Consider the following 20,561-nt stretch of genomic DNA (forward strand, 5'->3'; position numbering starts at 1 on the left):
GGACAGGGAGGGCCGGTCCTTGAGAATTCTTCCCGATTTCGGGCATGGGGGCGCGTCGGGACGGTGACGGACGTACCGGCGTCACGGAACAGGTACGGGACAGCCCCCTCGAAGCCGCCTCGAGAGGTGTCGCGCCTCAGAGAGGTTTCGCGCCGGGGGCACTCGCGGCCCGGAGCCGGCCACCCAGGGCCACGGCCCGGCGCCGCAGCCGCTGGAGCGGGGTGGGCGGCAGCTCGCGGGCGGCGCCCCGGGCGTAGTGACGCTCGACGTAGAACTGGCCCGCCGACAGGACGGTGGTGACCACGACGTACCAGATGGTCGCCACCATCAGCAGCGGGATGACCTGGTACGTACGGTTGTAGATCAGCTGCACCGAGAACAGCAGGTCCTGGACGGCGAGGACGCTGACGATGCTGGTTCCCTTGAGCGTGCCGATGAGCATGTTGCCCGCGGTGGGCACAATGGAGCGCATCGCCTGCGGCACGACGATACGCCGCAGCACACGCGTCCTGCTCAGGCCCAGCGCCGCGGCGGCCTCCGTCTGGCCGGAGTCGACGGAGAGGATGCCGCCCCGCACCACTTCCGCCGCGTACGCCGCCTCGTGCAGGGTGAGGCCGATGAGGGCGGTGAGTCCGGCCCCGAAGAGATTCACGGTCTTGACCGTGACGAATTCGGGGCCGAAGGGGACACCGACGCCCAGGGTGGGGTACAGGGCACCGATGTTGAACCAGAACAACAGCTGGACCAGCAGCGGCGTGGAACGGAAGATCCACACGTACCCCCAGCTGATCGCACGCAGTACGGGGTTGGCGGACAGCCGCATGACGGCGACGACCGTACCGATGAGGAAGCCGAGCACCATCACTCCGGCAGTCAGCCAGAGGGTGAGCAACAGGCCGTCCAGGACCGCGGGGGTGGTGAAGTACCTGACCACCACGCCCCATTGGAACCGCTCGTTGCGGACCACCGAGTTGACGACCATGGCGAGAGCCAGCAGGGCCACGGCCGCGGCGAACCACCGGCCCGGGTGCCGGCGCGGGACGATGCGGGGGCTCTGGTCGCAAACGCGAGGCGTGGACGGCTCCGGCTCCGACAGGGGCGCGTGCTTCGACAGGGGCGCGGAATCCGACGGGGGCGCGGCCGCTTCGCCGGACGCGTGATCCGGGGAATGCGCGACGTCAGGGGGCACAGACATGAGGGCTCCGGCAGGAGTGCGGTGGTGGCGGTGGTCGGCGTACGTCGGACGTCATCACGCGTACCGCGTCCCTCAACACGGTCGGCGCGGCCGGGCGTTCACACCGGTGCCCGGCCACACGCACCGCGATCGTACGGCTGGGAGCGGCATACCTGTCAAGGCACGGTCCGGCACGGGACGCCGCCGCCACGGCGCCCACGGGATGACCGCCTGTTGACTTCCCGTGGCGTCCCGTGCTCAATTGGCTCCATGCGAAAGCAGCTGCCCTTGGTCACCCGCGGCCACATCGACTTCGGTCGTGTGTGGTCCTCCTCTTGTTGCGCCTGACTCGGCAGCGGGCCGCCTGACCGGCCCTTCCCTCCCTCGGTGACCCCGTCGCGGGCCGAGTACCCCGTTTCACCGGGCGCGCGCTGCCGTCCTTTTTCCCTTCCGACGACGTACGACGCGACTCGACGGCGTTCTCCGTCACGCAGTTCCTTGCCGGGCTCCGCCTGTTCGGGGACGGCGTTCGCCGATGTTCACCTGACGGCCCGTCAGCACATCGGCACCTCCGCCGTTGTGCGCGTCCGTCGACCCGGCTTCGTCATCACCGTCATATCAAGCGGCGCCTCACGCTCTCGCGCTGCCCGTGCGCCGTTGTTCTTCGGCACACCTGTCCGCGCACGGCACATCACCCGCCCCGCTCGCTCGTTCCTGCCCGAAAGGTCCGTCATGCCTGTGGAGTTCCTCGGCATCGCCGCCACCCACGACGGGTCGGAGACGCATCCGCGCTCCGGCGCCTCGTTCGACAAGGAGTACACGCTGCGGCTCGCCCGCGCCCACGAGGACCACGGCTGGGACCGGGTGCTGTTCGCGTACGGTTCCGGCTCGCCCGATCCCGCGCCGGCCGCCGCGTACATCGCTTCCCGGCTCGACAGGCTGGGGATCCTGCTGGCCCACCGGCCGAACGTCTCGTACCCCACCTTCGCGGCCAAGACCTTCGCCACGCTTGACCGGATCAGCGACGGCCGGCTCACGGTGCACTTCATCACCGGCGGCAACGACCACGAGCAACGGCGCGAGGGGGACACGCTCAGCAAGGACGAGCGGTACGCCAGGACCCGTGAGTACATCGAGATCGTCAAGCGGATCTGGACCTCGCACGAGCCGTTCGACCACGAGGGCGAGCACTACCGGTTCCACGACTTCGTGAGTGATGTCTTCCCGGTCCGGCAGCCCCGGCCCGATGTCTCGTTCGGCGGTTCCTCACCCGCGGCTTACGCGGCCGGGGGCGCCGAGGCGGACATCTACTGCCTGTGGGGCGAGCCGCTGGAGCGGACGGCGGAGCAGATCGAGGCGGTGAAGGCGGCCGCGCGGGCGGCGGGCCGTACGACGCCGCCCCGTATCCAGGTGGCCTTCCGTCCGATCATCGCGCCCACGGAGGAACTCGCCTGGGAGAAGGCGTACCGGACGGTCGACACGATCAAGGCCCGCAGGGCACAGGGCGAGGCGGCCGTCGTACGTCATCACCGCGGGGGCGAGCCGGAGAACACCGGGTCGCGACGGCTGCTGTCGATCGCGCGGTCCGGCGAGCGCTTCGACCGGGCGCTGTGGACCCCGACCGCCGCCGCCACCGGTGGCGCGGGCAACTCCAACGCCCTGGTGGGCACGCCCGAGACGGTCGCCCGAGCACTGCTGGACTACTACGACCTCGGTGTCGACATCATCTCCGCCCGTGGGTACGACCTGTTGGGCGACGCCGTCGACTTCGGCCGGTACGTCATCCCGCTGGTGCGTGACGAGGTCGCCAAGCGGGACGCCGAGCGCTCGGCCCTCGGCGCGCGGACACCGAGTGAGGCCGGCCGATGACATCCGTCGCCGAACCCGGCGGGCCGACCTGGCTGGCGACCTCCATCACCGATCCGCTGGTGAAGCCGATGCTTCGCGAGCTGGGGCACGAGTACTCCACCCGGTACGGCAAGGACGCGCACTACGAGCTGAGCCATTACCCGACCGAGGAGTTCGAACCGCCGCACGGTGCGCTGCTGCTGTTGCTGGAGGGCGGCGAGCCGGTCGCGGGCGGAGCGTTCCGGCGGTACGACACCACCACCGCCGAGTTGAAGCGGATCTGGACGCACTCGGCGCACCGCAGACGCGGGCTGGCCCGGCGGGTCGTCCTGGAGCTGGAGCGCGTCGCCGTCGAGCGGGGCTACCGCGGCGTGTACCTCACCACCGGGCCCCGCCAGCCGGAAGCCCGGGGACTGTACCTGAGCACCGGATACACACCGCTGTTCGACACGGCCGCCGACCCGGAGACGATCGGCCCGCTCCCGTTCGAGAAACGACTCCCCCCACTCCCCCCACTCCTCCCGCTCTCCTCACCCTCCTCGCCCTCCTCTCCTCGCGCCTCCTCGCCTCGTGCTCCCTCGGCACCGCCCGCACCCGTCGCGGTCGCCGCCGAACCTCCCGTTCCCGCCCCGACGGCGACCGCCGTCGAACGAAAGGTCTGACCCCGTGCGTATCCTCATCACGGCCCCCTGGCGCCGCTCCCGCGTCTCCTCGGCGGGATCCGCCATGGCGGCGGTGCTGCTCCTGCCGTTGCTGGCGGGCTGTGGCGCGGACGCGGCGGGCGACGAGACGGCCGGTGGTGCCGGAACCGCTCCCTCGCAGGACGTCGTCTCCGCGGTGAAGAAGAACGAGGCCGCGGCGGAGCTGCTGCCCGCGGACGTCCGTGAGCGCGGTACGCTGCGGCTCGCCTCCTCCATCGGCTCCCCGCCGAGCGCGTACTACCCGAGCGCGGCGAACAAGCGCCCCGCGGGCCAGGACATCGACATCGCGGACGCCGTCGGCAAGGTCCTGGGCATCGAGCTGACGCGTCAGGAGGCGAGCTTCGAGGCGATCCTGCCCGCGCTCGGCAGCGGCAAGTTCGACGTGGGGACCGGCAATTTCGGGGTGACCGACGAACGCCGCGAAACGATCGACTTCGTCACCTACATCAACGACGGCCAGGGCTTCTCGGTCCGTGCGGACGACAAGAGCCTCGGCAAGGTGACCCGGCTCGACCAGCTGTGCGGCAAGACCGTCGGAGTGGGGGCGGGCACGACGTTCGAGACGACTCTCAACTCCAACAAGGCGGTCTGCACCGACGCCGGCGAGAAGCCGTACCGGGTCAATGTCTACTCCGACAACGGGGCGCTGCTGACCAGCCTCCAGCAGAACCGGGTCGACGTCGTCATGTCGACCATCAACGGGTTGCGCTACCAGGCGGCCCAGCCCGCGGCCGGGGTCAGGTTCCTGAACGAGTACCACCGGCTCGATGTCGGCTTCGCGTTCAAGAAGGGGTCACCGCTCCTCAAGGCGTTCCAGGCGGCGGTGAACGAGCTGATCAAGGACGGCACGTACGACCGGATCCTCGACAAGTGGGGGACGAAGGACTCCGCCGTCGAGGAGTCGCGCATCAGCCCGCCCGAACGGAAGTAGCCCGCGGGAGACCCGGGCGGCGTACGCCCGGAGATCGTGCGCGGCGGGATCACCCCCGTCGACGCGCGGGCCTTCGCCCGCAGGACGCGGGCCGCCGTCGCCACCGGAGGTACCTCGGAATGACCGCTCACACCACCGCGCACACCATCGCGGGCGCTGACACGAAGGCCGGCACGGATGCCGCCACCGCTCCCCTCACCGCTCCCGCCACGGGCGACGGCCCGATGGTCGACATCCGGGGCGTCCACAAACACTTCGGCACGCTGGAGGTGCTGCGCGGAGTCGACCTCCAGGTCCGCGCCGGTGAGGTCGCCGTCGTGCTCGGACCCTCCGGCTCGGGGAAGTCGACGCTGCTGCGCGCCATCAACCACCTGGAACGCCTCAGCCGGGGGCACGTCCTCATCGACGGCGAGCTGATCGGCTACCGCAGGTCGGGCGACAAGCTGTACGAGCTCAAGGAGCGGGAGGTGCTCAAACAGCGCCTCCACATCGGCTTCGTGTTCCAGAACTTCCATCTGTTCCCGCATCTGACCGTGCTGGAGAACATCATCGAAGCGCCGGTGTCCGCACTGCGCAGGCCGCGCAAGGACGCCGTCGCACAGGCCGGACGGCTGCTGGAGCGGGTGGGGCTCGCGGACAAGGCGGACGTCTACCCGCGCCGGCTCTCCGGCGGCCAGCAGCAGCGAGTGGCCATCGCCCGGGCGCTCGCCCCGGAGCCCAAGGTGCTGCTCTTCGACGAGCCGACGTCTGCGCTGGACCCGGAGCTGGTGGGCGAGGTCCTCGATGTCATCAAGGACCTCGCCCGCAGTGGCACCACCATGATCGTCGTCACCCACGAGATCGGTTTCGCACGCGAGGTCGCCGACACCATCGTCTTCATGGACGAAGGAGTCGTCGTCGAGCAGGGCCCGCCGGCGCGGATCCTCGACGACCCCCGGCACGCGCGCACGAAGGCGTTCCTGTCGAAGGTCCTGTGACCCGGGTGCCCGGCCACCGACCGCGCCACCCGCGGTCCCGCCGCGCACTGGCCCCCCGGCGCACGCCCGCGGTTGCCCTGACCGTACGACGCGGGTGATCCGGTCGCGCACCGCGGTCGCCCCGGCCGTCCTGCCTCCGGACCGCCGCGCGCACCCCGCCGCGCGCCGCCGAGGAGCCACCGTGCCTCCGAACGGGCGGCCCGTCACCCCGTCGATGAGCCGGAGTGCCGTACGCGCATTAGAGTCGTGCCACAGCCCGCACACCTCACTTCGCCGGGCGATGGTGACCACATGAGGAGCCCACCGTGCCTTCTCAACTCGTCAGTCGAATACCCACCCGAATATCCGTGACCTCCTTGGGCGTTCCGCGCCGAGAACGGCCGCGGCCGTGAACCGCGCCTGTCCGCCGGTACCCCACCACTCGTCGGCTGCCTGTCTGACCCGACGGGTCCTCCTGTCCCTGCGCGGCGCGGGCGGCACGGCCGTGGTCGCGGAGCACGTCGAGCGGGCACGTGATCCCGACGCCGCCCTGGCCGCCATACGGATCCTGGGCGCCGATGTCGTCGCGCCCGCGCTGCTGACGAACGCGGCGTTCCACGCCAGGGACGCGGAGGCCGTCATCCGGGCCTTCACCGTCCTGCCGCTGCCCCGTACCGCCCCGCCCGCGCCGCCGGCCGGCCCGGAGGAGCCATGGCTGTCGGCCTGGCTCGACTGGGGCACCCTGACGTCGCTGGCCGTCGTCGCCGCCACCGCCTCGGCGTCCCTGCGGGTGCCGCGGCCCGCGGGCCCGCTCGCCGCGGCACCCGCCGCGGCGAGCGGCACGGGCTGGGCCGTGTGGTCGGTCATGATGAGCCGGCTGGCACCTCTGGCCCTGCCAGGCCTCGACGGCCCCGTGCACGACGCGGCCCGCGCGTCGGCGCTGGAGCTGGCGCGCGGGGCCACCCGCGCCGTGCTGCGCCGGGACGCCGCCACCGCCGCCCGGGTCATCCGATGGCTGGCCTGGCTACGGGCGGACGGAGTGCCCCTGCCGCTCGAACTCGGCCCGCTGCTGGGGCACGTGGCGCTGATGCGCGGCGGCGACCGGCCCGCGCTGGACATCGCGATCGCCCGGCGCCTGCTCATCGCGCCTGTGGCGTCCGCGCCCCGGCGACGCGCCGGATCGGTTCCCGCGCGCCTGATACCGCGGCTGTCCTGGGGCCGTACGCCATGACAGGACACTGCGCGGTTCACTGCGCGGTCCGAGAGCCGTGCTCGATGCCAGAGCCGTGCTCGATGCCAGAGCCGTGCCCGGTGCGAGAGCCGGACTCGGTACCGGGGCCACGCCTGGTGGTCGCTCCGCCGCGGCTCAGCCGGTGAGGTCGGGCAGGTCGGGACCGATGGTGAGGGTGACCGCGCCGGACGCGGCCCCGGCCGCCGGAGCCGGATCCAGCCCCGGGAGGTGGGTGGCGAGGGCACGGGCCCCCGCGTCGAGCCCCTCGGGGTAGGTGAGGGTACTGCGCCCTGCCGGTGCGGGGGCGTTGCCGGTGGCGGTGACCCGGAAGCCCAGTGCGCCGAGCCGGCCCGCGAGTTCACGCGCCCTGCCCGGGGTGTCGGTGCCGTTGAGGACGGTCACCGGGACGGAGTCCGTGGCCGGGGCCGGCCGCCCGGCCGCCTTCTTCAACTGGTCCCGGGTCATCTCCCGGTCCTGTCCGAGGGCGGCGAACAGCTCCCCGGCGGCGGGCTCGTGCCATACGACGTTGGCCGTGTCCCCGGGGACGTCCCGGGCCCGTGGGTGGTTGGGGACGGTCAGGAAGGCGATGCGGTCGGCGGGCACATCCCGTACCTCGGAGGCCAGTTCGTAGAGGGGCTTCAGCCCGGCCAGACCCGGGTCGGTGGTCAGGGAGCGGGTGGCCGAGTCGAGGAACCCGTACAGGGACTCGGGGTCGTACAGCCGGGATCCGGCCTTGGCGAGGAGGGCCCGCATGAACTCCTGCTGACGACCGATCCGGCCGAGGTCCGTGCCGTCGCCCATGCTGTACCGGGCCCGTACGTACCCGAGCGCCTCGCGGTCGCGGACCGTCCGGCACCCGGCGGGGAGGTCCAGGCGGGCCTTGCGGTCGTGGATCGGCCGCCTGGGACAGACCTCCACCCCGTCCAGGGCGTTGACCATCCCGGTGAACCCTCGGAAGTCCACGATCACGAAGTGGTCGACGCGGACGCCCGCGTTCCGTTCCACCGTCCTGATGGCACAGGCGGCCGCCTTCGCGGTGTCCCCGGTGGCCCCGCCGATCGCGAACGCCGCGTTGATCTTGAAGTCGTGAGGGGTGGAGGTGGTGCCGTCGCCCCGGGCACAGGCCGGGATCCGTACCCAGGAGTCGCGGGGGAAGGACACCACCGTGGCCCATTCACCGCTGCCCGAGAGATGCACGAGCATCAGGGTGTCGGACTGTGTGGTGGCCAGTTCGCCGCCGTAGGAACCACCCAGTCCCGCCCGGCTGTCGGAGCCGATGACCAGGATGTTCGTCCCGCCGCCGACGGCCCTGGGCCGGTCGTCGCCGAGCGCGTCGCCGACGCCGGCACCGCGGATGTTGCCGCTGAGCTCGCCGTAGAACCAGCCGCCGGTCCCGGCCGCGCCGAGGACCAGGACGGCTGCTGCCATGGCGATCCACAGGCCGATCCGCCGGTAGGGAGGCGGCCGCCGGACACCACCCCGTGGGAGTGATGCCCTCCGGCCCGCCTGCCTTGTCGCGCTTGCCTTCACCGCGTCATGCTCCTCACCGCGTCCCGCTCCCTCGGAAGGGACGGCCGGCCCCGGGCCGCCGGCGTCCCACAGGGTGAACAGCGGACACGGCCCACGGGGCACGGGTGACTTTGTCGTCATGGCGATACCGGTCGGGTCCGCACGGCCGTGGCGGCACCGGCCCTGCCGCACGGATGCGACGGAAGCGGTGAGCCTGGTGGGTGGGACGGACGCGGTCGGGTGAGGTGCGGTCGGCGTCCATCGGACGGCCCCGTCCGGTGGCCCGGACCTGGGGCGTGTCGTGTAGTGGTGGTGCGGGTGGGACGGTCGGAGCGCCGTCGGCCGGTGCCTGTCCGGTGGGAGCAGGCCCCAGGACGGCCGGAGCTGAGGGAGCCTCGATGAGGAGCACCGTCGGTACGAACACCGCCGTGACCACGGCGATACTGTGCGCCGCGGCCGTCGCGGGATGCGCGGGCGGCGGTGGCGCCGGAGCGGGTCGCGCGGCGTCCGAGGCACCCGCCGGTGCCGCGACCGGCTCGGCCAGCGCTCCGGCTTCGCCGTCCGCGCCGACGGGCGCGGGGCGTTCGGCGGCCCCCGCCGTGGAGGTGGGCAGGGTGTCGGTGGCGACCACCACGCTCGGCCCGGTCCTCGTCAACGGCAAGGGCCGTACGCTCTACCTGTTCGAGGCCGACGGCAAGAACGTCTCCACCTGCACGGGGACCTGCGCCAGGACCTGGCCGCCCTTCATCGTCACCGAGGAGCCGAAGACGGGCACCGGTGGTGTGGAGCGGCGGCTGTTGTCCACCCTCACCCGGGGCGACGGCAAGAAGCAGGTCACCTACAACGGGCACCCCCTGTACACGTACAGCGGCGACAGCAAGGCGGGCCAGACCAATGGTCAGGGCCACACCGACTTCGACGCCCACTGGTACATCCTCACCCCCGACGGGGCGAAGAACAGCACGCCTCAGCCCAACTCGGGCGACTACTACTGACCCCGGCCGCCGGCCCCGTACCGCACCCACGTCCGACACCGCCCCGTCCTCGTTCCCGGCCCGGCGCGACAGCGTGACAGCGTGACAGCGTGACAGCGTGACAGGAGAAGCGATGTCATCGGACCCTTCCGTCCCGCCCGCGCGTCGCGGGCGGCCGCTCCGGCTCCTCCGGGGGGCGGCCCGGCTGCTGGCCGCCGTCGGCCTCGCGGGGAACGCCTATGTCCACGCCCATCTCGCCGACCGGTACGACGCCGTGTCCGCGAGCGTCAGCCAGGGCACTCTGTTCCGGATCGAGGCCGCGCTGGCCGCGCTCGCGGCGCTCACGGTACTGATCTGGCACCGGCCGCTCGGCGATCTCTTCGCCTGGGCCGTCGCCACCGGAGGGCTGGCGCTCCTGCTCGTCTACCGCTACGTCGACCTGGGTGCGGCGGGCCCGTTCCCCGACATGTACGAACCCGTCTGGTACGGCGAGAAACAACTCGCCGTCCTCGCGCAGGCCGTCGCCGTCGTCGCCACGGTCTTCCTGCTGCTCACCTACGAGCGTGATCACGGCGGTGGCGCCGGGTGGCCCGGGAGCCGCCGCCGACGCGGTCGCGCGCACTGACCGACGGCCTGCCGAGCGCGCCCGTGCCGGTCCCGGTCACGCCGGTACGTCGGCCGCCGCATCCGCCGCGAGTTCCCGGTCCTCCTCCGGCACGGCGTCACGCAGCCCCAGGCGCAGGTGCTCGACATGGAACAGAGCCTGGTCGAGCAGCTCGGCGACATGGTGGTCGTACAGGGCGTAGACGATCGAGCGCCCGTGCCGCTCCCCGGCCACCAGTCCGAGGTTGCGCAGCAGGCGCAGCTGGTGCGAGCACGCCGACTGTTCCATGCCGACGGCTTCGGCCAGGTCCCCCACCGAGCACGGCCCTTCCTGGAGGCGGGCGAGGATCCGCAGCCGGGAGGGCGTGGCCAGCGCCTGGAGGGTGGCGGCGACATCAGCGGTTCCCACGGCGTCCAGGCGTTCGCGTGTGGTGGCGGTGTTGTTGGCGGCGGCTCCATGACCCATGGGACCATCCTACCGATGACAGATGAATATATATTCATTTGCACCTGTGTCGTCCGTCGTCGCACGCGTTGCGCCGTGCGAGCGGCGGCACGACGCTGAGAGAAGCGGGTTACCCGACCGGGGGAGGAGAGCGCGATGAACGCCTTCACGGTACGAAGGGTGTACGACGACGACCCCTCGGCGGACGCCGGCCACACCCGCGTCCTCGTGGACCGCCTGTGGCCGCGGGGCGTCTCCAAGGAGCGCGCGGGCGTCGACGAGTGGCTCAAGGACGTCGCGCCGTCGTCGGAGCTGCGCTCCTGGTACCACCAGGACGCCTCGCGGTACGAGGAATTCGCCTCACGGTACGAGCACGAACTCGACGGTGCCGAGCGCCGGGAGGCCGTGGACCACCTGCTCGAGATCGCCGCGGACCGTCCGGTCACGCTCGTCACGTCGGTGAAGGACCTGGAGCACAGCCATGTGCCGACCCTGGTCCGGCACCTGCGCGAGCGAGGCGGCCGACGGGGACGGCGGACACGCTGAGGCCGGTACGGCGCTGACACGGTGGGCGTCGTGTCGTGCACGCGCTGTCGTGCACACGGTGTCGTGCACGCGGGTGGGCCCGGTCGTCCGTCCGGGACGCCGCGTCTCAGCATGCGAGAAGTCCGTGAGACACGCCGGACGACGGGAATCGTCGAGGCCGGTAGCGCGTTGTGCGTCCCGGTCGGCGCCCCTCCAGGGGGCCGGCCTTGCTCCGTCCCCGTCCCCCGGAGTCTCCATGACCACCGCACCGCCCCGCGAGGCGGCCAGGCCCGTTCCCCTTCTCGCCCCCTCCCCCACCTCCTCGCCCCGCCCGGCGGCGCCCCCGGCGCCGCCCGTGCGCCGGATCCCTCTCGTCGTCTCCGCGCTGCTCGCGGTCGCCCTGACCGGCTACGTCTGGTCGGCGCACGGGGCCAAGCCGGGAGTGCTCCTGCTGCTGGGGCTCGGTCTGGGCGTGGCCCTGTTCCACTCCCGCTTCGGCTTCACCTCCGCCTGGCGACAGCTCGTCGCCGTCGGCAACGGCTCCGGACTGCGTGCCCACGCGCTGCTGCTGGGGGCCACGGCGACCCTGTTCGCCCTGGTGATCGGCACGGGCACCGGACTGTTCGGCTCGGTACCCGCGCCGTCGGCCGGGACGCTGGGTGTGGGGCTGCTCGTCGGCTCGTTCCTGTTCGCCGTGGGCATGCAGCTCGGCGGCGCCTGTGCCTCGGGCACACTGTTCGCGGTCGGGTCCGGGCAGTCGTCGATCGTGCTCACCCTGGGCGGTTTCATCGCGGGCGCGACGCTCGCCGCCTGGCAGTTCGACCTCTGGAAGGACCTGCCCGCACTGGAGCCGGTCGTCATGTCCGACCACATCGGCTGGTTCGGGTCCTGGGCGGTGACCATCGCCGTACTCGCCGTGATCGTCCTCGTGTCACGCCGTGTCCAGGCCCGCCGCAACCCGCCGCCCACCGGTCCTGTGCCGTCCGCGCGCGGCGCGGCCGCCCGCGCGCTGCGCGGCTCCTGGCCGCCGGCCGTCGGGGCCCTGGCCCTGGCGGTGCTCGGCGCCGGGGTGCTGCTGGTCTCGGGCGGGGCGTGGGGCGTCACCAGCGCGTTCAGCCTCTGGGGCGCGGAGCTGGTCCGGGCGCTCGGCGGGCACCCGGAGACCTGGACGTTCTGGCAGCAGCCGGGGAACGCGACGATGCTCTCGGGTCCGGTGCTCGCCGACAAGAACAGCCTCACCGACATCGGCATCATGATCGGCGCGGCGGTGGCGGCGGCGCTCGGCGGCACCTGGACGCTGCACCGCGGTGTGCCGTGGCGCACCGCCGTGGCCGCGGTGCTGGGCGGTGTGCTGATGGGTATCGGCGCGCGGCTGGCGGGCGGCTGCAACATCGGCGCGTATCTGGCGGGCATCGCCTCGGGCAGTCTGCACGGCTGGATCTGGGGCGCGGTCGCGATCGTGGGCACCTGGGCCGGGCTGAAGCTGCGTCCCCTGTTCGGCCTGGGCAACCCCAAGCCGGGGGACGGCGTCTGCTGAGCGGGCGTCGCGCCGGCGACGACCGCACCGTCGCCGCGGAGCGCGCCCGGGCTGTCGAGCCCGGTCCGCTGTCCCGGGCCGGGCTCGACGCCGTACGGGCCCTCCGTGTACGGGGAGCCGCGCGTACGCGATCCCGCCCGTACGGGACCACGCGCCGTGGCGCCCGGTCGGCACGCCCGCGCCCTCGGCCGGTCGGCAAGCCGTTCGACACGGCCGGGTGAGCGCGGTACACGCTCACCGGTGCGGGTGGTTTGGGGCGTTGGCCGGTGGTCGGACCCGGTGCGGCGGGGCAGCCTCGGTCCGTACCGGGACCGACCAGGTCCTGGGAGCCCGTCACCGAGCATGGAGAGCAACCGCATGCGTGTCCTGTGCACCGCGACCGGGTCCCCGTCGCACGGGAGGGCCCTGCTGCCGCTGGCGCGTGCGCTGGTCGCCGCCGGACACGAGGTCACGGTCGCCTCGACGGCGGCCGTGGCTCCCGTGTTCGCCGAGGACGACGTCACCGTCGTGTCGTGTCTGCCACCCCTGGTCCCCTCCGCGGGCGCCGACGGGCGGGACCCGGCCCGTACCACCGCCTCGGCCGGCCCCCGCGACGCGGACCATGCCGGACCGGGCCCCGGCGCCCCGGACACCGGTGTCGCGCGCGACGGGGACGCGGACGGCCTGGGGCCGGACATGCGCAAGCTCGTCGCGCGGCTCACCGGCTCCCACGCGCTCGAAGGCCACCGCGCCCTGCGCCCCCTGGCCCGCGACATGACGCCGGACGTGATCGTCCGGGACGGCATGGACCTGGGGGCCTGCCTGCTCGCCGAGCAACTGGGAGTTCCGCACCTGCCGATCCCCTCCGGCTTCGTCAACACGGTCGATCCCGCGCTGCTGCTGCCGGGGCTCAACCGGCTCCGGGAGTCGCTGGGGCTGCCCGTGCGGGAGGATCCCGCCTCGCTCCACCCGCACGGCCGGTTCGACTACCTGCCCCGCGACCACTCGTTCGCCCGGTTTCCCGCCACGGTCCTGGCCTACCGCCAGACCACCGCGGTCGACCGCACCGCGAGTCTGCCGGAGTGGGTGGCGCGGCTGCCCACGGACCGGCCCCTGGTCTTCGCCGCCGTGGGCACGGCGCTGCCCATGTTCCGAGGGTTGCTGCCCGAGGGCACGTCCCTGCCGCACGGGGTGAGTGACCCGTCCGAGGTGCTGCGGGCGATCGTCGCGGGGCTGTCCCGGCTGGAGTGCGTCGCCGTCGTGGCGACGTCGGGCATCGCGTGCGACGGGGTCGAGCCGGGGCCGAACGTCCATCTCACCGACTCCCTGGCGCAGCCGCTGCTGCTGGAGTGCGCCGATCTCTTCGTCACGCACGGTGGCTACAACAGCGTCCGGGAGGCGGTGCGCACCGGCACCCCGATGGTGGTGGCGCCACACTTCGGCGATCAGCCGCTCAACGCGCGCCGGGTACGGGAGCTGGGCCTGGGGCGGCATCTGACGGACCTGGAACCGCGGGCGCTGGCCGAGGTGTGCGCGGACCTCCTCGCCGACCGCGAGGTCGCCGCCCGGTGCCGCAGGGCGCGGCTGGCCACGCTGGCGCTGCCGGACATCGGGCGGAGCCCCGCCGACCTGGCGGAGCTCTGCGCCCGGGCCGCGGTCGGAGCGCCCCGGACCAGCTCCTCGACCGGCAAGGTTCGCCCGTCGAGGGGCGCCCGCCGGGCGGCGGCCGATGTCACCGCGGTGCCGCGCGGGGGCGCCTCCCGGCGGTAGCCGGGAAAACGCGTGCCGGCCGCCGCGACGGGGCGGGCGTGACCGGCAGGGGCACTGGCCTCAGGCCGAGGACGGGTCCCAGTAGGAGAAGCGCGGGAGCCATCTCACCTGGTAGTCGGGGTGCCCCGCGTATTCGGCCGCCAACTGCCGGACGGCGAAGCCGAGTCCGACCGCGCGCCCCGAGGCGAAGTCGCTCGCCGGGCGGTCGGTGTCCAGGTCTGCGACCTCCTCGTACTCGTCGAGGAGCACCCTGTTCGTATCGACACGGCGCAGCGTGGAAGCCGGGTCCTGGCGGGCCATGTGCTGGTCGTAACCGTGCGTCCGCACGACGAACGCGATTCCGCCGGCCCGGTCGTGCACTTCACCGGGCTGGTCCATCGGGCAGCGCCAGGTGTCGCCGCCGGCCTCTTTCGCGATGTCCTCCTCCTCGGTCAGGCGCGCCCGGACGAAGGCAAGGAGGTCGACGTTGACTGTCATGCGTGTTCCGGTCCTTTGCCGTCACGAGGTCGAACGGGGGAAGAAGGGCAACGTACCGGACCGGTTCCCTGCCACGGAGTACCCACACTCTAGCGCCCCGCCGCGCGTCGTCCGCCCGGGCCGCGGGTCCCCGGGAAGGCTCACGGCCCCGGTCGGCCGGTCCGCCGGCACGGCACCAGACGGGACTCCAGCAGGTCTTCCAGGACGTCCCGCAGCCGCGTCCGGCGGGCGATGTCCCACAAAGCCCGGACCAGCGCCGGGGCCGGGTCGTGGGCGGCGACGGCGAGCCCCACGCGGGGGCCTCGTACCGGCCCTTCCAGCGGGAGCACCCGCATACCGGCCGGCACCCCGAACGTGTGCAGCCACGCGTGAGCGATCACACCGGACCAACCGCCGCCCAGATGGGCGTAGAGCCCTGCCACGGTGTCCGATTCGAGGACGGGCTTGGCCTCGACGCCGTCGGCCGCGAAGCACTCGTCCATGACCCGCCGGTTGCGCATCGACGGGGCGAGCAGACACAACGGCAGTTCGGCCGCCCGCGCCCAACTCACCGTCCGCGCCCCGGTGAACGTCCCGTCGTCGGGTGTGAGCAGCAGGTACCGCTCCTCGTACAGCGGCAGCCTGCGGGTGCGGCGCGGCGCGGTGTCGTCCAAGTACGTGACCGCCGCGTCCAGTTCGAACGCGGCGAGCCGACGGCCGATCTCGCGTGCGGGCAGCGACTCCAGACAGATCCGGACCAGTGGGTGCTCGGCGCAGAAGGGGGCGGTCACGAGCGAGATGGCGGTCAGCGCGGTCGGAACGACCCCCAGCCGCAGGGTGCCGCTCAAACCGCCCCGTAACGCCGAGAGTTCCTGGCGCAGCGCGTCCCGTTCGGCGAGCATGCGGTGCGCCCACACCAGGACGCGCTCCCCCTCCGGCGTCAGCCCCTCGAAGCGCCGGCCCCGCCGCACGATCGTCACATCGAGTTCGCGCTCCAGCTTGCGTATCCCGGCGGACAGCGACGGCTGGGACACGAAGCAGGCATCGGCCGCCCGGCCGAAGTGCCGCTCGCTGGCGAGAGCGACCAGATATTCGAGTTGGCGCAGCAGCATGGCTCACCCTGACCGGTGAGGCCCCCCGTCCGCAATGCGGCGGAGTCTGTCCGCGACGTCGCGTCACGGCGTCACGACGCGCTCCACCACGTTCACGCGTCGGCGTCGCGTACGTCTCCCGGTCAGGAGCGGCGGGCCCGCTGCCGCCGGACCGCCGCCTCGTCCGGCCGGAGCCGTTTCTCATGGTGCGCCCGGACAGCGGACAGCGGACCCTAGTGCCCCTCCCGGCAACGTTTGCCCCGTCGCGACGCCCGGCACGCGCGCTCGCCGCGTTGGCCACAAGCCCAGGTAGCTCCGCTACATGGACTTCTGCCCGCCTTGCGATCACACGCACCGGACGCCGCTCCTTGACGGGCAAACCCTGCCGGTCGCGGCACTAGCCGCGGTACGTCTCCAGCAGCCGCAGCCACACCTCGCTGATCGTCGGGTACGAGGGGACCGCGTGCCACAGGCGGTCGATCGGGATCTCACCGACGACCGCCAACGTCGCGGAGTGCAGCAGCTCGCCGACCCCCGGGCCCACGAAGGTGACGCCGCGCAGAACGTTCCGGTCCAGGTCGACCACCATGCGGGCACGGCCCCGGTAACCGTCGGCGTAGAGGGACGCGCCCGCGACCGCGCCCAGGTCCTGGTCCACCGCGCGGACCCGGTGGCCCGCCCGCTCGGCCTGGGCGAGGGTCAGCCCGACCGCGGCCACCTCGGGAGCGGTGAAGACGACCTGGGGGACGGCCGCGTGATCCGCGGTGGCGGCGTGCGCGCCCCAGGGCCCGGAGTCCAGCAGCGGCACGTGCTGGGCCCGGGCCGTGATGGCGGCTCCGGCGATGCGGGCCTGGTACTTGCCCTGATGGGTCAGGAGCGCGCGGTGGTTGACGTCGCCCACCGCGTAGAGCCAGTCGCTGCCCTCGACCAGGCAGCTGTCGTCGACCGTGAGCCACGATCCCGGTTCCAGACCCACCGACTCCAGCCCGGCGTCGTCCGTGCGCGGAGCACGGCCGGTGGCGAAGAGGACCTCGTCGGCCTCGACGCGTTCGCCGCCCGAGAGCACCACGGTCACCGGCCCCGTCCCGCCGTCGCGCTCCACCGCGGTGACCGAGACATGGGTACGGACGGTGGCGCCCGCCTCCTTCAGCGCGTCCGCGACCAGCTCACCGGCGAAGGGTTCCATCCTCGGCAACGGACCCTCGCCGCGGATCAGCAGCGTGACCTCCGCGCCCAGTGCGCGCCAGGCGGTGGCCATCTCCACGCCCACCACTCCGCCGCCGACGACCACCAGCCGCCCGGGCACCCGCCGCGAGCTGGTCGCCTCCCGGCTCGTCCACGGCCGGGCCTCGGGGAGGCCGGGCAGATCGGGCAGGACGGCGCGGCTGCCGGTGCACACGGCGACGGCGTGCCGGGCGGTCAGCGACTGTTCGTCACCGTCGGGGCCGGTGACCGTCACCCTCTTCCGACCGGCCAGCCGCCCGTGCCCGCGATACAGCCGGGCCCCGGTGCTCTCCAGCCACTCGACCTGCCCGTCGTCCTTCCATTGGGAGGTGAACTCGTCGCGGTGGGCGAGCACCGCCCGCGCGTCCAGCGGCCCGCGGACTGCGTCGCGCAGTCCCGCGGTCCTGCGCGCCTCGGCATGGGCGATCGCCGGGCGGAGCAGCGCCTTGCTGGGCATGCAGGCCCAGTACGAGCACTCGCCGCCGACGAGTTCGCTCTCCACCACGGCGACGCTCAGCCCCGCCGCCCGCACCCGGTCGGCGACGTTCTCGCCGACCGGTCCCGCTCCCAGCACCACAACGTCGTACTCGATGGCTTCCGTCATGGGGTCAGTCTGGTGGTGGCTGTCCCGCATGGCCACACGATCTTCGGGAAGGGGCCAGGAATACGGGCCCGGTATGCACGGTTGTCGCGGGCGGCCGCCCGGTTGACGAACCCATGTAAATCACGAGAATCGCGCACATCGCGCGCATCACGGAACTCAGGAAGGGACAACACAGACTATGGCCACGATGGAACTCACCAAGGAGAACTTCGACCGAACAGTGTCGGAGAATGACTTCATTCTGATCGACTTCTGGGCCTCCTGGTGCGGTCCTTGCCGGCAGTTCGCCCCGGTCTACGAGGAGGCGTCCGAGCGCCACGACGACCTGGTCTTCGCGAAGGTGGACACGGAGGCGCAGCAGGAACTCGCCGCCGCGTTCGACATCCGTTCCATCCCGACCCTGATGATCGTGCGCGAGAACGTCGCCGTCTTCGCCCAGCCGGGCGCGCTGCCCGAGAGTGCCCTGGAGGACGTGATCGGCCAGGCCCGCGCGCTGGACATGGACGAGGTCCGCAAGTCAGTGGCGGAGGCGGAGGCCCAAGCCGCCGCGCAGGGCGGCACGGAGAACCCTCCGGCTTCCTGATGCCCCTCCCGGCAACGTCGGACACGGCCGGGACGATGCCGACGCCATGAACACCCTCGGCGTCGGTCCCTGGCCGTGTCCCCCTCTTTTTGGAGGCTCGGTTCGCCTCCGGGGCGCTTTATGCCCCTGTCGACGGTCGACCGTGCTCGGTTTGCTCGTACCTCACAAACCTCCGCGCGCTCTCCCTTTCGACAGTGGCGGCGCCCCCTTCGGCTCGCTCGCCGGCGGACGGGCCCGGCCGGGACGTATCAGGAACCCCGGCCTTCGGCGGTCGTGCCCGGCCGCGACGTCACGGGAACCCCTGCCGGGCCGGCCGGCCACGGCACCGTGCCGACCGGGTCAGCCGTCGCGGCCGGCTCCGTCGGCGGGCACCGGGACGACGCGTACGGACAGTCCGTAGTCCAGTTCCTCGCCGTCGACCGTGAGCGCCTCCACCGTGCGCGTCACCGGATCGATGTCCGCCACCATCCCCTGGCCCGCGTAGCGCGGATAACCGGACGCTCCGGTCTGGCCGGTCGCCTCGACGAGCGCCGAGCGCAGGGCGTCGGCCGCCGTGGGCGGGCCCGCGCGCCCCTCGCTGAACTCCGCGACCACCAGGATCTCGAACCGCTGTGGAATCGTAGTCATGCCACTGACGCTAGGGGCTGTCCGGTCGAACCTCACGGAACAGCCCGCGGCGTCCCGCCGGACACGTGTCGAGGAGTAACGGGCGGCCTCTCGACCGGGCCGCCCGTCGCTCAGCTGGACTCGCGGTGGACGACCCAGGTCTCCATCACATCGTGCTGCTCGCCCGTGCCGTCCGGGGCGCGTACGGCACGGTCCACCAGTTCGGCCAGCTGCTGTCCCGTCACCAGGTCGATGTGGACCGTCGAGAGCCGGGGCCGCAGCAGCCGGCCGATGAGGGTGTCGTCGCAGCCGACCACCGCCGTCCCCTCCGGGATCCTGATGCCCTCGTCCTGCAGCGCCCGCATCAGGAGCATCGCGTACTCGTCGTCGTGGGCGAAGACGGCGTCGAGGCCGAGGTCGCGCCAGCGGGCCGCCAGTGCGGCGGCGGACTTCTCGTCGCAGGCCAGCGCCAGCGGCTCGACGCGTGCGCCGGTGCCGTCGGCGGCCGTGCGAGCGCCCGCCAGGCGCAGGGCGGAGAACGGAGCCAGCGCCGGCTCCTCGGGCTGCACCACCCCGATGTTCCGGCAGCCTCGCCCGATCAGGTGCTCCACCGCCCGCGCCCCGATCCCGCGCTGGTCCATGACCAGCGAGTGCGCCCCCTCGACGCACTCGGGGCCGAGGGTGACGACGGCGCGAGCGCCGGACCGCTTGAGGACGTTCACGCCGTGCGGGGTCAGCGCGATCTCGCCGAACGAGACGACCGCGACGGGCCGTAGTTCGGCCCAGGCCCGGGCCGCCTCGTCCGGTCCGAGGCCGAGGCTGCCGTACTGCACCACGGTGTAGTCGAGCCGCCGCAACGCCTCGTGGAGTTCGGTGAAAAAACGGCCGAAGAACGCCCCGGAGGGCACGCGGGCGGTGGGCAGCAGCACGATGCTGGTGTGTCCGGCGCGCAGGCTCCGGGCGGCGGCGTGCGGCACGTATCCCAGGCTCTCGGCGGCTTCGCGCACCTTACGGCGGGTGGGCTCACTGATCCGCACGGCCGATGTGTTGTTCAGGACGTAGGAGACGGTGGCCCGGGAGACCCCGGCCAGCCGTGCCACATCGGCGCTGGTGGGAACGGAGCGATCGGCGGACTGCTCAGGTAAGTGATTCATCGCACAGGGATCCTTCCAGACCTCGGCGGCGCGGTCTGGCATATGCGCGAACCTCGTGCTCCTTCCCGGCCGGACACGCTGCGTGACTGCGCCCGGCCGCCGGGTACCCGGCGGCCGGGACTGATCGTCCAGGCCCTACCGTCATGGAGGTGACAGCCTTCTCGCACACCGACAGCCCCGACCGCCCCGGCAGCATCACCGGCACCACTGGGAACAACGGCCACGGTGCCGACCGGCCCGGCCGGTCCGGGCCGACCGCCACGACCGAGGCCGATCCCCGCGGGGTGGGCCGGGTCCACACCTCCTACGCCCCCGAACACGACGGCGATCCGGACCCGGGTGAGATCGTCTGGACCTGGGTGCCCTACGAGGAGAACGACGGACGCGGCAAGGACCGGCCGGTGCTGGTGGTGGCCCGGGAGGCGGCGGGCACGCTCCTCGCCGTACAGCTCTCCAGCAAGCGCCACGACGACGACCACGAGTGGGTGCCGATCGGAGTGGGGCCCTGGGACCGGGCGGGGCGCCCGTCCTGGGTGGACGTCGACCGGGTGCTGCGGGTGCACGACCAGGGCATGCGGCGGGAGGCCTGCGCGCTGGACCGGGGACGGTTCAACCTCGTCGTCAACCGTCTGAGGGAGCGGTACGGCTGGCGTTGAGGGG

General features: G+C 72.7%; 18 protein-coding genes and 2 pseudogenes. 12 read left to right on the forward strand and 8 right to left on the reverse strand.

Annotation, left to right across the window (positions count from 1 at the left end; translation table 11 throughout):
• Positions 1–136: 136 nt before the first annotated feature.
• Entirely contained in the window at positions 137–1,195 is a 1,059-nt protein-coding gene (locus ACU6P3_RS02325; RefSeq protein ID WP_447195677.1) for an amino acid ABC transporter permease, read from the reverse strand.
• A gap of 711 nt (positions 1,196–1,906) precedes the next feature.
• Here ACU6P3_RS02325 and ACU6P3_RS02330 point away from each other — a divergent pair.
• From ACU6P3_RS02330 to ACU6P3_RS02350, 5 genes and pseudogenes are all read left to right on the forward strand, one after another.
• Positions 1,907–3,043 (forward strand): LLM class flavin-dependent oxidoreductase, encoded by a 1,137-nt coding sequence (locus ACU6P3_RS02330; protein ID WP_447195678.1) that lies wholly within the window; start codon positions 1,907–1,909, stop codon positions 3,041–3,043.
• Positions 3,040–3,522: pseudogene (locus ACU6P3_RS02335) on the forward strand (GNAT family N-acetyltransferase); the annotation flags it as partial. The gene ACU6P3_RS02330 and the pseudogene ACU6P3_RS02335, both read left to right, overlap by 4 nt.
• A 178-nt stretch (positions 3,523–3,700) precedes the next feature.
• Positions 3,701–4,654, forward strand: a complete 954-nt coding sequence (locus ACU6P3_RS02340) for an ABC transporter substrate-binding protein (RefSeq protein ID WP_447198184.1) — start codon at positions 3,701–3,703, stop codon at positions 4,652–4,654.
• Positions 4,655–4,878: 224 nt separating this feature from the next.
• Positions 4,879–5,631, forward strand: a complete 753-nt coding sequence (locus tag ACU6P3_RS02345; RefSeq protein WP_447198185.1) for an amino acid ABC transporter ATP-binding protein — start codon at positions 4,879–4,881, stop codon at positions 5,629–5,631.
• A gap of 388 nt (positions 5,632–6,019) precedes the next feature.
• Complete coding sequence (locus ACU6P3_RS02350; RefSeq protein ID WP_447195679.1) at positions 6,020–6,841, forward strand: hypothetical protein; 822 nt, start codon at positions 6,020–6,022, stop codon at positions 6,839–6,841.
• A gap of 135 nt (positions 6,842–6,976) precedes the next feature.
• Here the strand turns inward: ACU6P3_RS02350 and ACU6P3_RS02355 are convergent, their stop codons facing one another.
• A complete protein-coding gene (locus ACU6P3_RS02355; protein WP_447195680.1) occupies positions 6,977–8,269 on the reverse strand; it encodes an LCP family protein in 1,293 nt (430 codons plus the stop codon).
• Between the two features lie 479 nt (positions 8,270–8,748).
• Here ACU6P3_RS02355 and ACU6P3_RS02360 point away from each other — a divergent pair, with 479 nt between their 5' ends.
• Complete coding sequence (locus ACU6P3_RS02360) at positions 8,749–9,345, forward strand: COG4315 family predicted lipoprotein (protein WP_447195681.1); 597 nt, start codon at positions 8,749–8,751, stop codon at positions 9,343–9,345.
• Positions 9,346–9,457: 112 nt separating this feature from the next.
• On the forward strand, positions 9,458–9,949 hold the full coding sequence (locus ACU6P3_RS02365; RefSeq protein WP_447195682.1) for a hypothetical protein: 492 nt from the start codon (positions 9,458–9,460) through the stop codon (positions 9,947–9,949).
• 36 nt (positions 9,950–9,985) lie between these two features.
• Here the strand turns inward: ACU6P3_RS02365 and ACU6P3_RS02370 are convergent, their stop codons facing one another.
• On the reverse strand, positions 9,986–10,393 hold the full coding sequence (locus ACU6P3_RS02370; RefSeq protein WP_447195683.1) for an ArsR/SmtB family transcription factor: 408 nt from the start codon (positions 10,391–10,393) through the stop codon (positions 9,986–9,988).
• A 135-nt stretch (positions 10,394–10,528) separates the two neighbouring features.
• On the opposite strand from ACU6P3_RS02370, the gene ACU6P3_RS02375 reads away from it, so the two are divergent.
• The 3 genes from ACU6P3_RS02375 to ACU6P3_RS02385 all read left to right on the forward strand — a co-directional run bounded on the left by ACU6P3_RS02375 (position 10,529) and on the right by ACU6P3_RS02385 (position 14,183).
• A complete protein-coding gene (locus tag ACU6P3_RS02375; RefSeq protein WP_447195684.1) occupies positions 10,529–10,918 on the forward strand; it encodes a DUF488 domain-containing protein in 390 nt (129 codons plus the stop codon).
• A 235-nt stretch (positions 10,919–11,153) separates the two neighbouring features.
• The gene (locus ACU6P3_RS02380) at positions 11,154–12,434 is read left to right on the forward strand and encodes a YeeE/YedE family protein (protein ID WP_447195685.1); all 1,281 of its coding nucleotides are present in this window, start codon (positions 11,154–11,156) and stop codon (positions 12,432–12,434) included.
• A 342-nt stretch (positions 12,435–12,776) separates the two neighbouring features.
• Positions 12,777–14,183 carry a glycosyltransferase gene (locus ACU6P3_RS02385; RefSeq protein ID WP_447195686.1) on the forward strand — a complete coding sequence of 469 codons (1,407 nt, stop codon included), beginning with the start codon at positions 12,777–12,779 and terminating at the stop codon, positions 14,181–14,183.
• Between the two features lie 60 nt (positions 14,184–14,243).
• On the opposite strand, the gene ACU6P3_RS02390 is transcribed toward ACU6P3_RS02385, so the two are convergent.
• The 3 genes from ACU6P3_RS02390 to ACU6P3_RS02400 all read right to left on the reverse strand — a co-directional run bounded on the left by ACU6P3_RS02390 (position 14,244) and on the right by ACU6P3_RS02400 (position 17,558).
• Positions 14,244–14,660, reverse strand: a complete 417-nt coding sequence (locus tag ACU6P3_RS02390; protein ID WP_344281957.1) for a DUF6221 family protein — start codon at positions 14,658–14,660, stop codon at positions 14,244–14,246.
• Between the two features lie 140 nt (positions 14,661–14,800).
• Complete coding sequence (locus tag ACU6P3_RS02395; RefSeq protein ID WP_447195687.1) at positions 14,801–15,751, reverse strand: LysR family transcriptional regulator; 951 nt, start codon at positions 15,749–15,751, stop codon at positions 14,801–14,803.
• A 376-nt stretch (positions 15,752–16,127) separates the two neighbouring features.
• Positions 16,128–17,558: a dihydrolipoyl dehydrogenase family protein gene (locus ACU6P3_RS02400; protein WP_447195688.1), complete on the reverse strand. Its 1,431-nt coding sequence runs from the start codon at positions 17,556–17,558 to the stop codon at positions 16,128–16,130.
• A 166-nt stretch (positions 17,559–17,724) separates the two neighbouring features.
• On the opposite strand from ACU6P3_RS02400, the pseudogene trxA reads away from it, so the two are divergent.
• Positions 17,725–18,141 (forward strand): annotated as a pseudogene (trxA, locus tag ACU6P3_RS02405) (thioredoxin); the annotation flags it as partial.
• Positions 18,142–18,480: 339 nt separating this feature from the next.
• On the opposite strand, the gene ACU6P3_RS02410 reads toward trxA, so the two are convergent.
• Complete coding sequence (locus ACU6P3_RS02410) at positions 18,481–18,768, reverse strand: hypothetical protein (protein ID WP_447195689.1); 288 nt, start codon at positions 18,766–18,768, stop codon at positions 18,481–18,483.
• Between the two features lie 110 nt (positions 18,769–18,878).
• Positions 18,879–19,901, reverse strand: a complete 1,023-nt coding sequence (locus tag ACU6P3_RS02415; protein ID WP_447195690.1) for a LacI family DNA-binding transcriptional regulator — start codon at positions 19,899–19,901, stop codon at positions 18,879–18,881.
• Positions 19,902–20,044: 143 nt separating this feature from the next.
• Here ACU6P3_RS02415 and ACU6P3_RS02420 point away from each other — a divergent pair, with 143 nt between their 5' ends.
• Entirely contained in the window at positions 20,045–20,557 is a 513-nt protein-coding gene (locus ACU6P3_RS02420) for a type II toxin-antitoxin system PemK/MazF family toxin (protein WP_447195691.1), read from the forward strand.
• The last annotated feature ends 4 nt before the right edge of the window (positions 20,558–20,561 follow it).

The sequence above is a fragment of the Streptomyces hebeiensis genome (genome assembly GCF_052983195.1).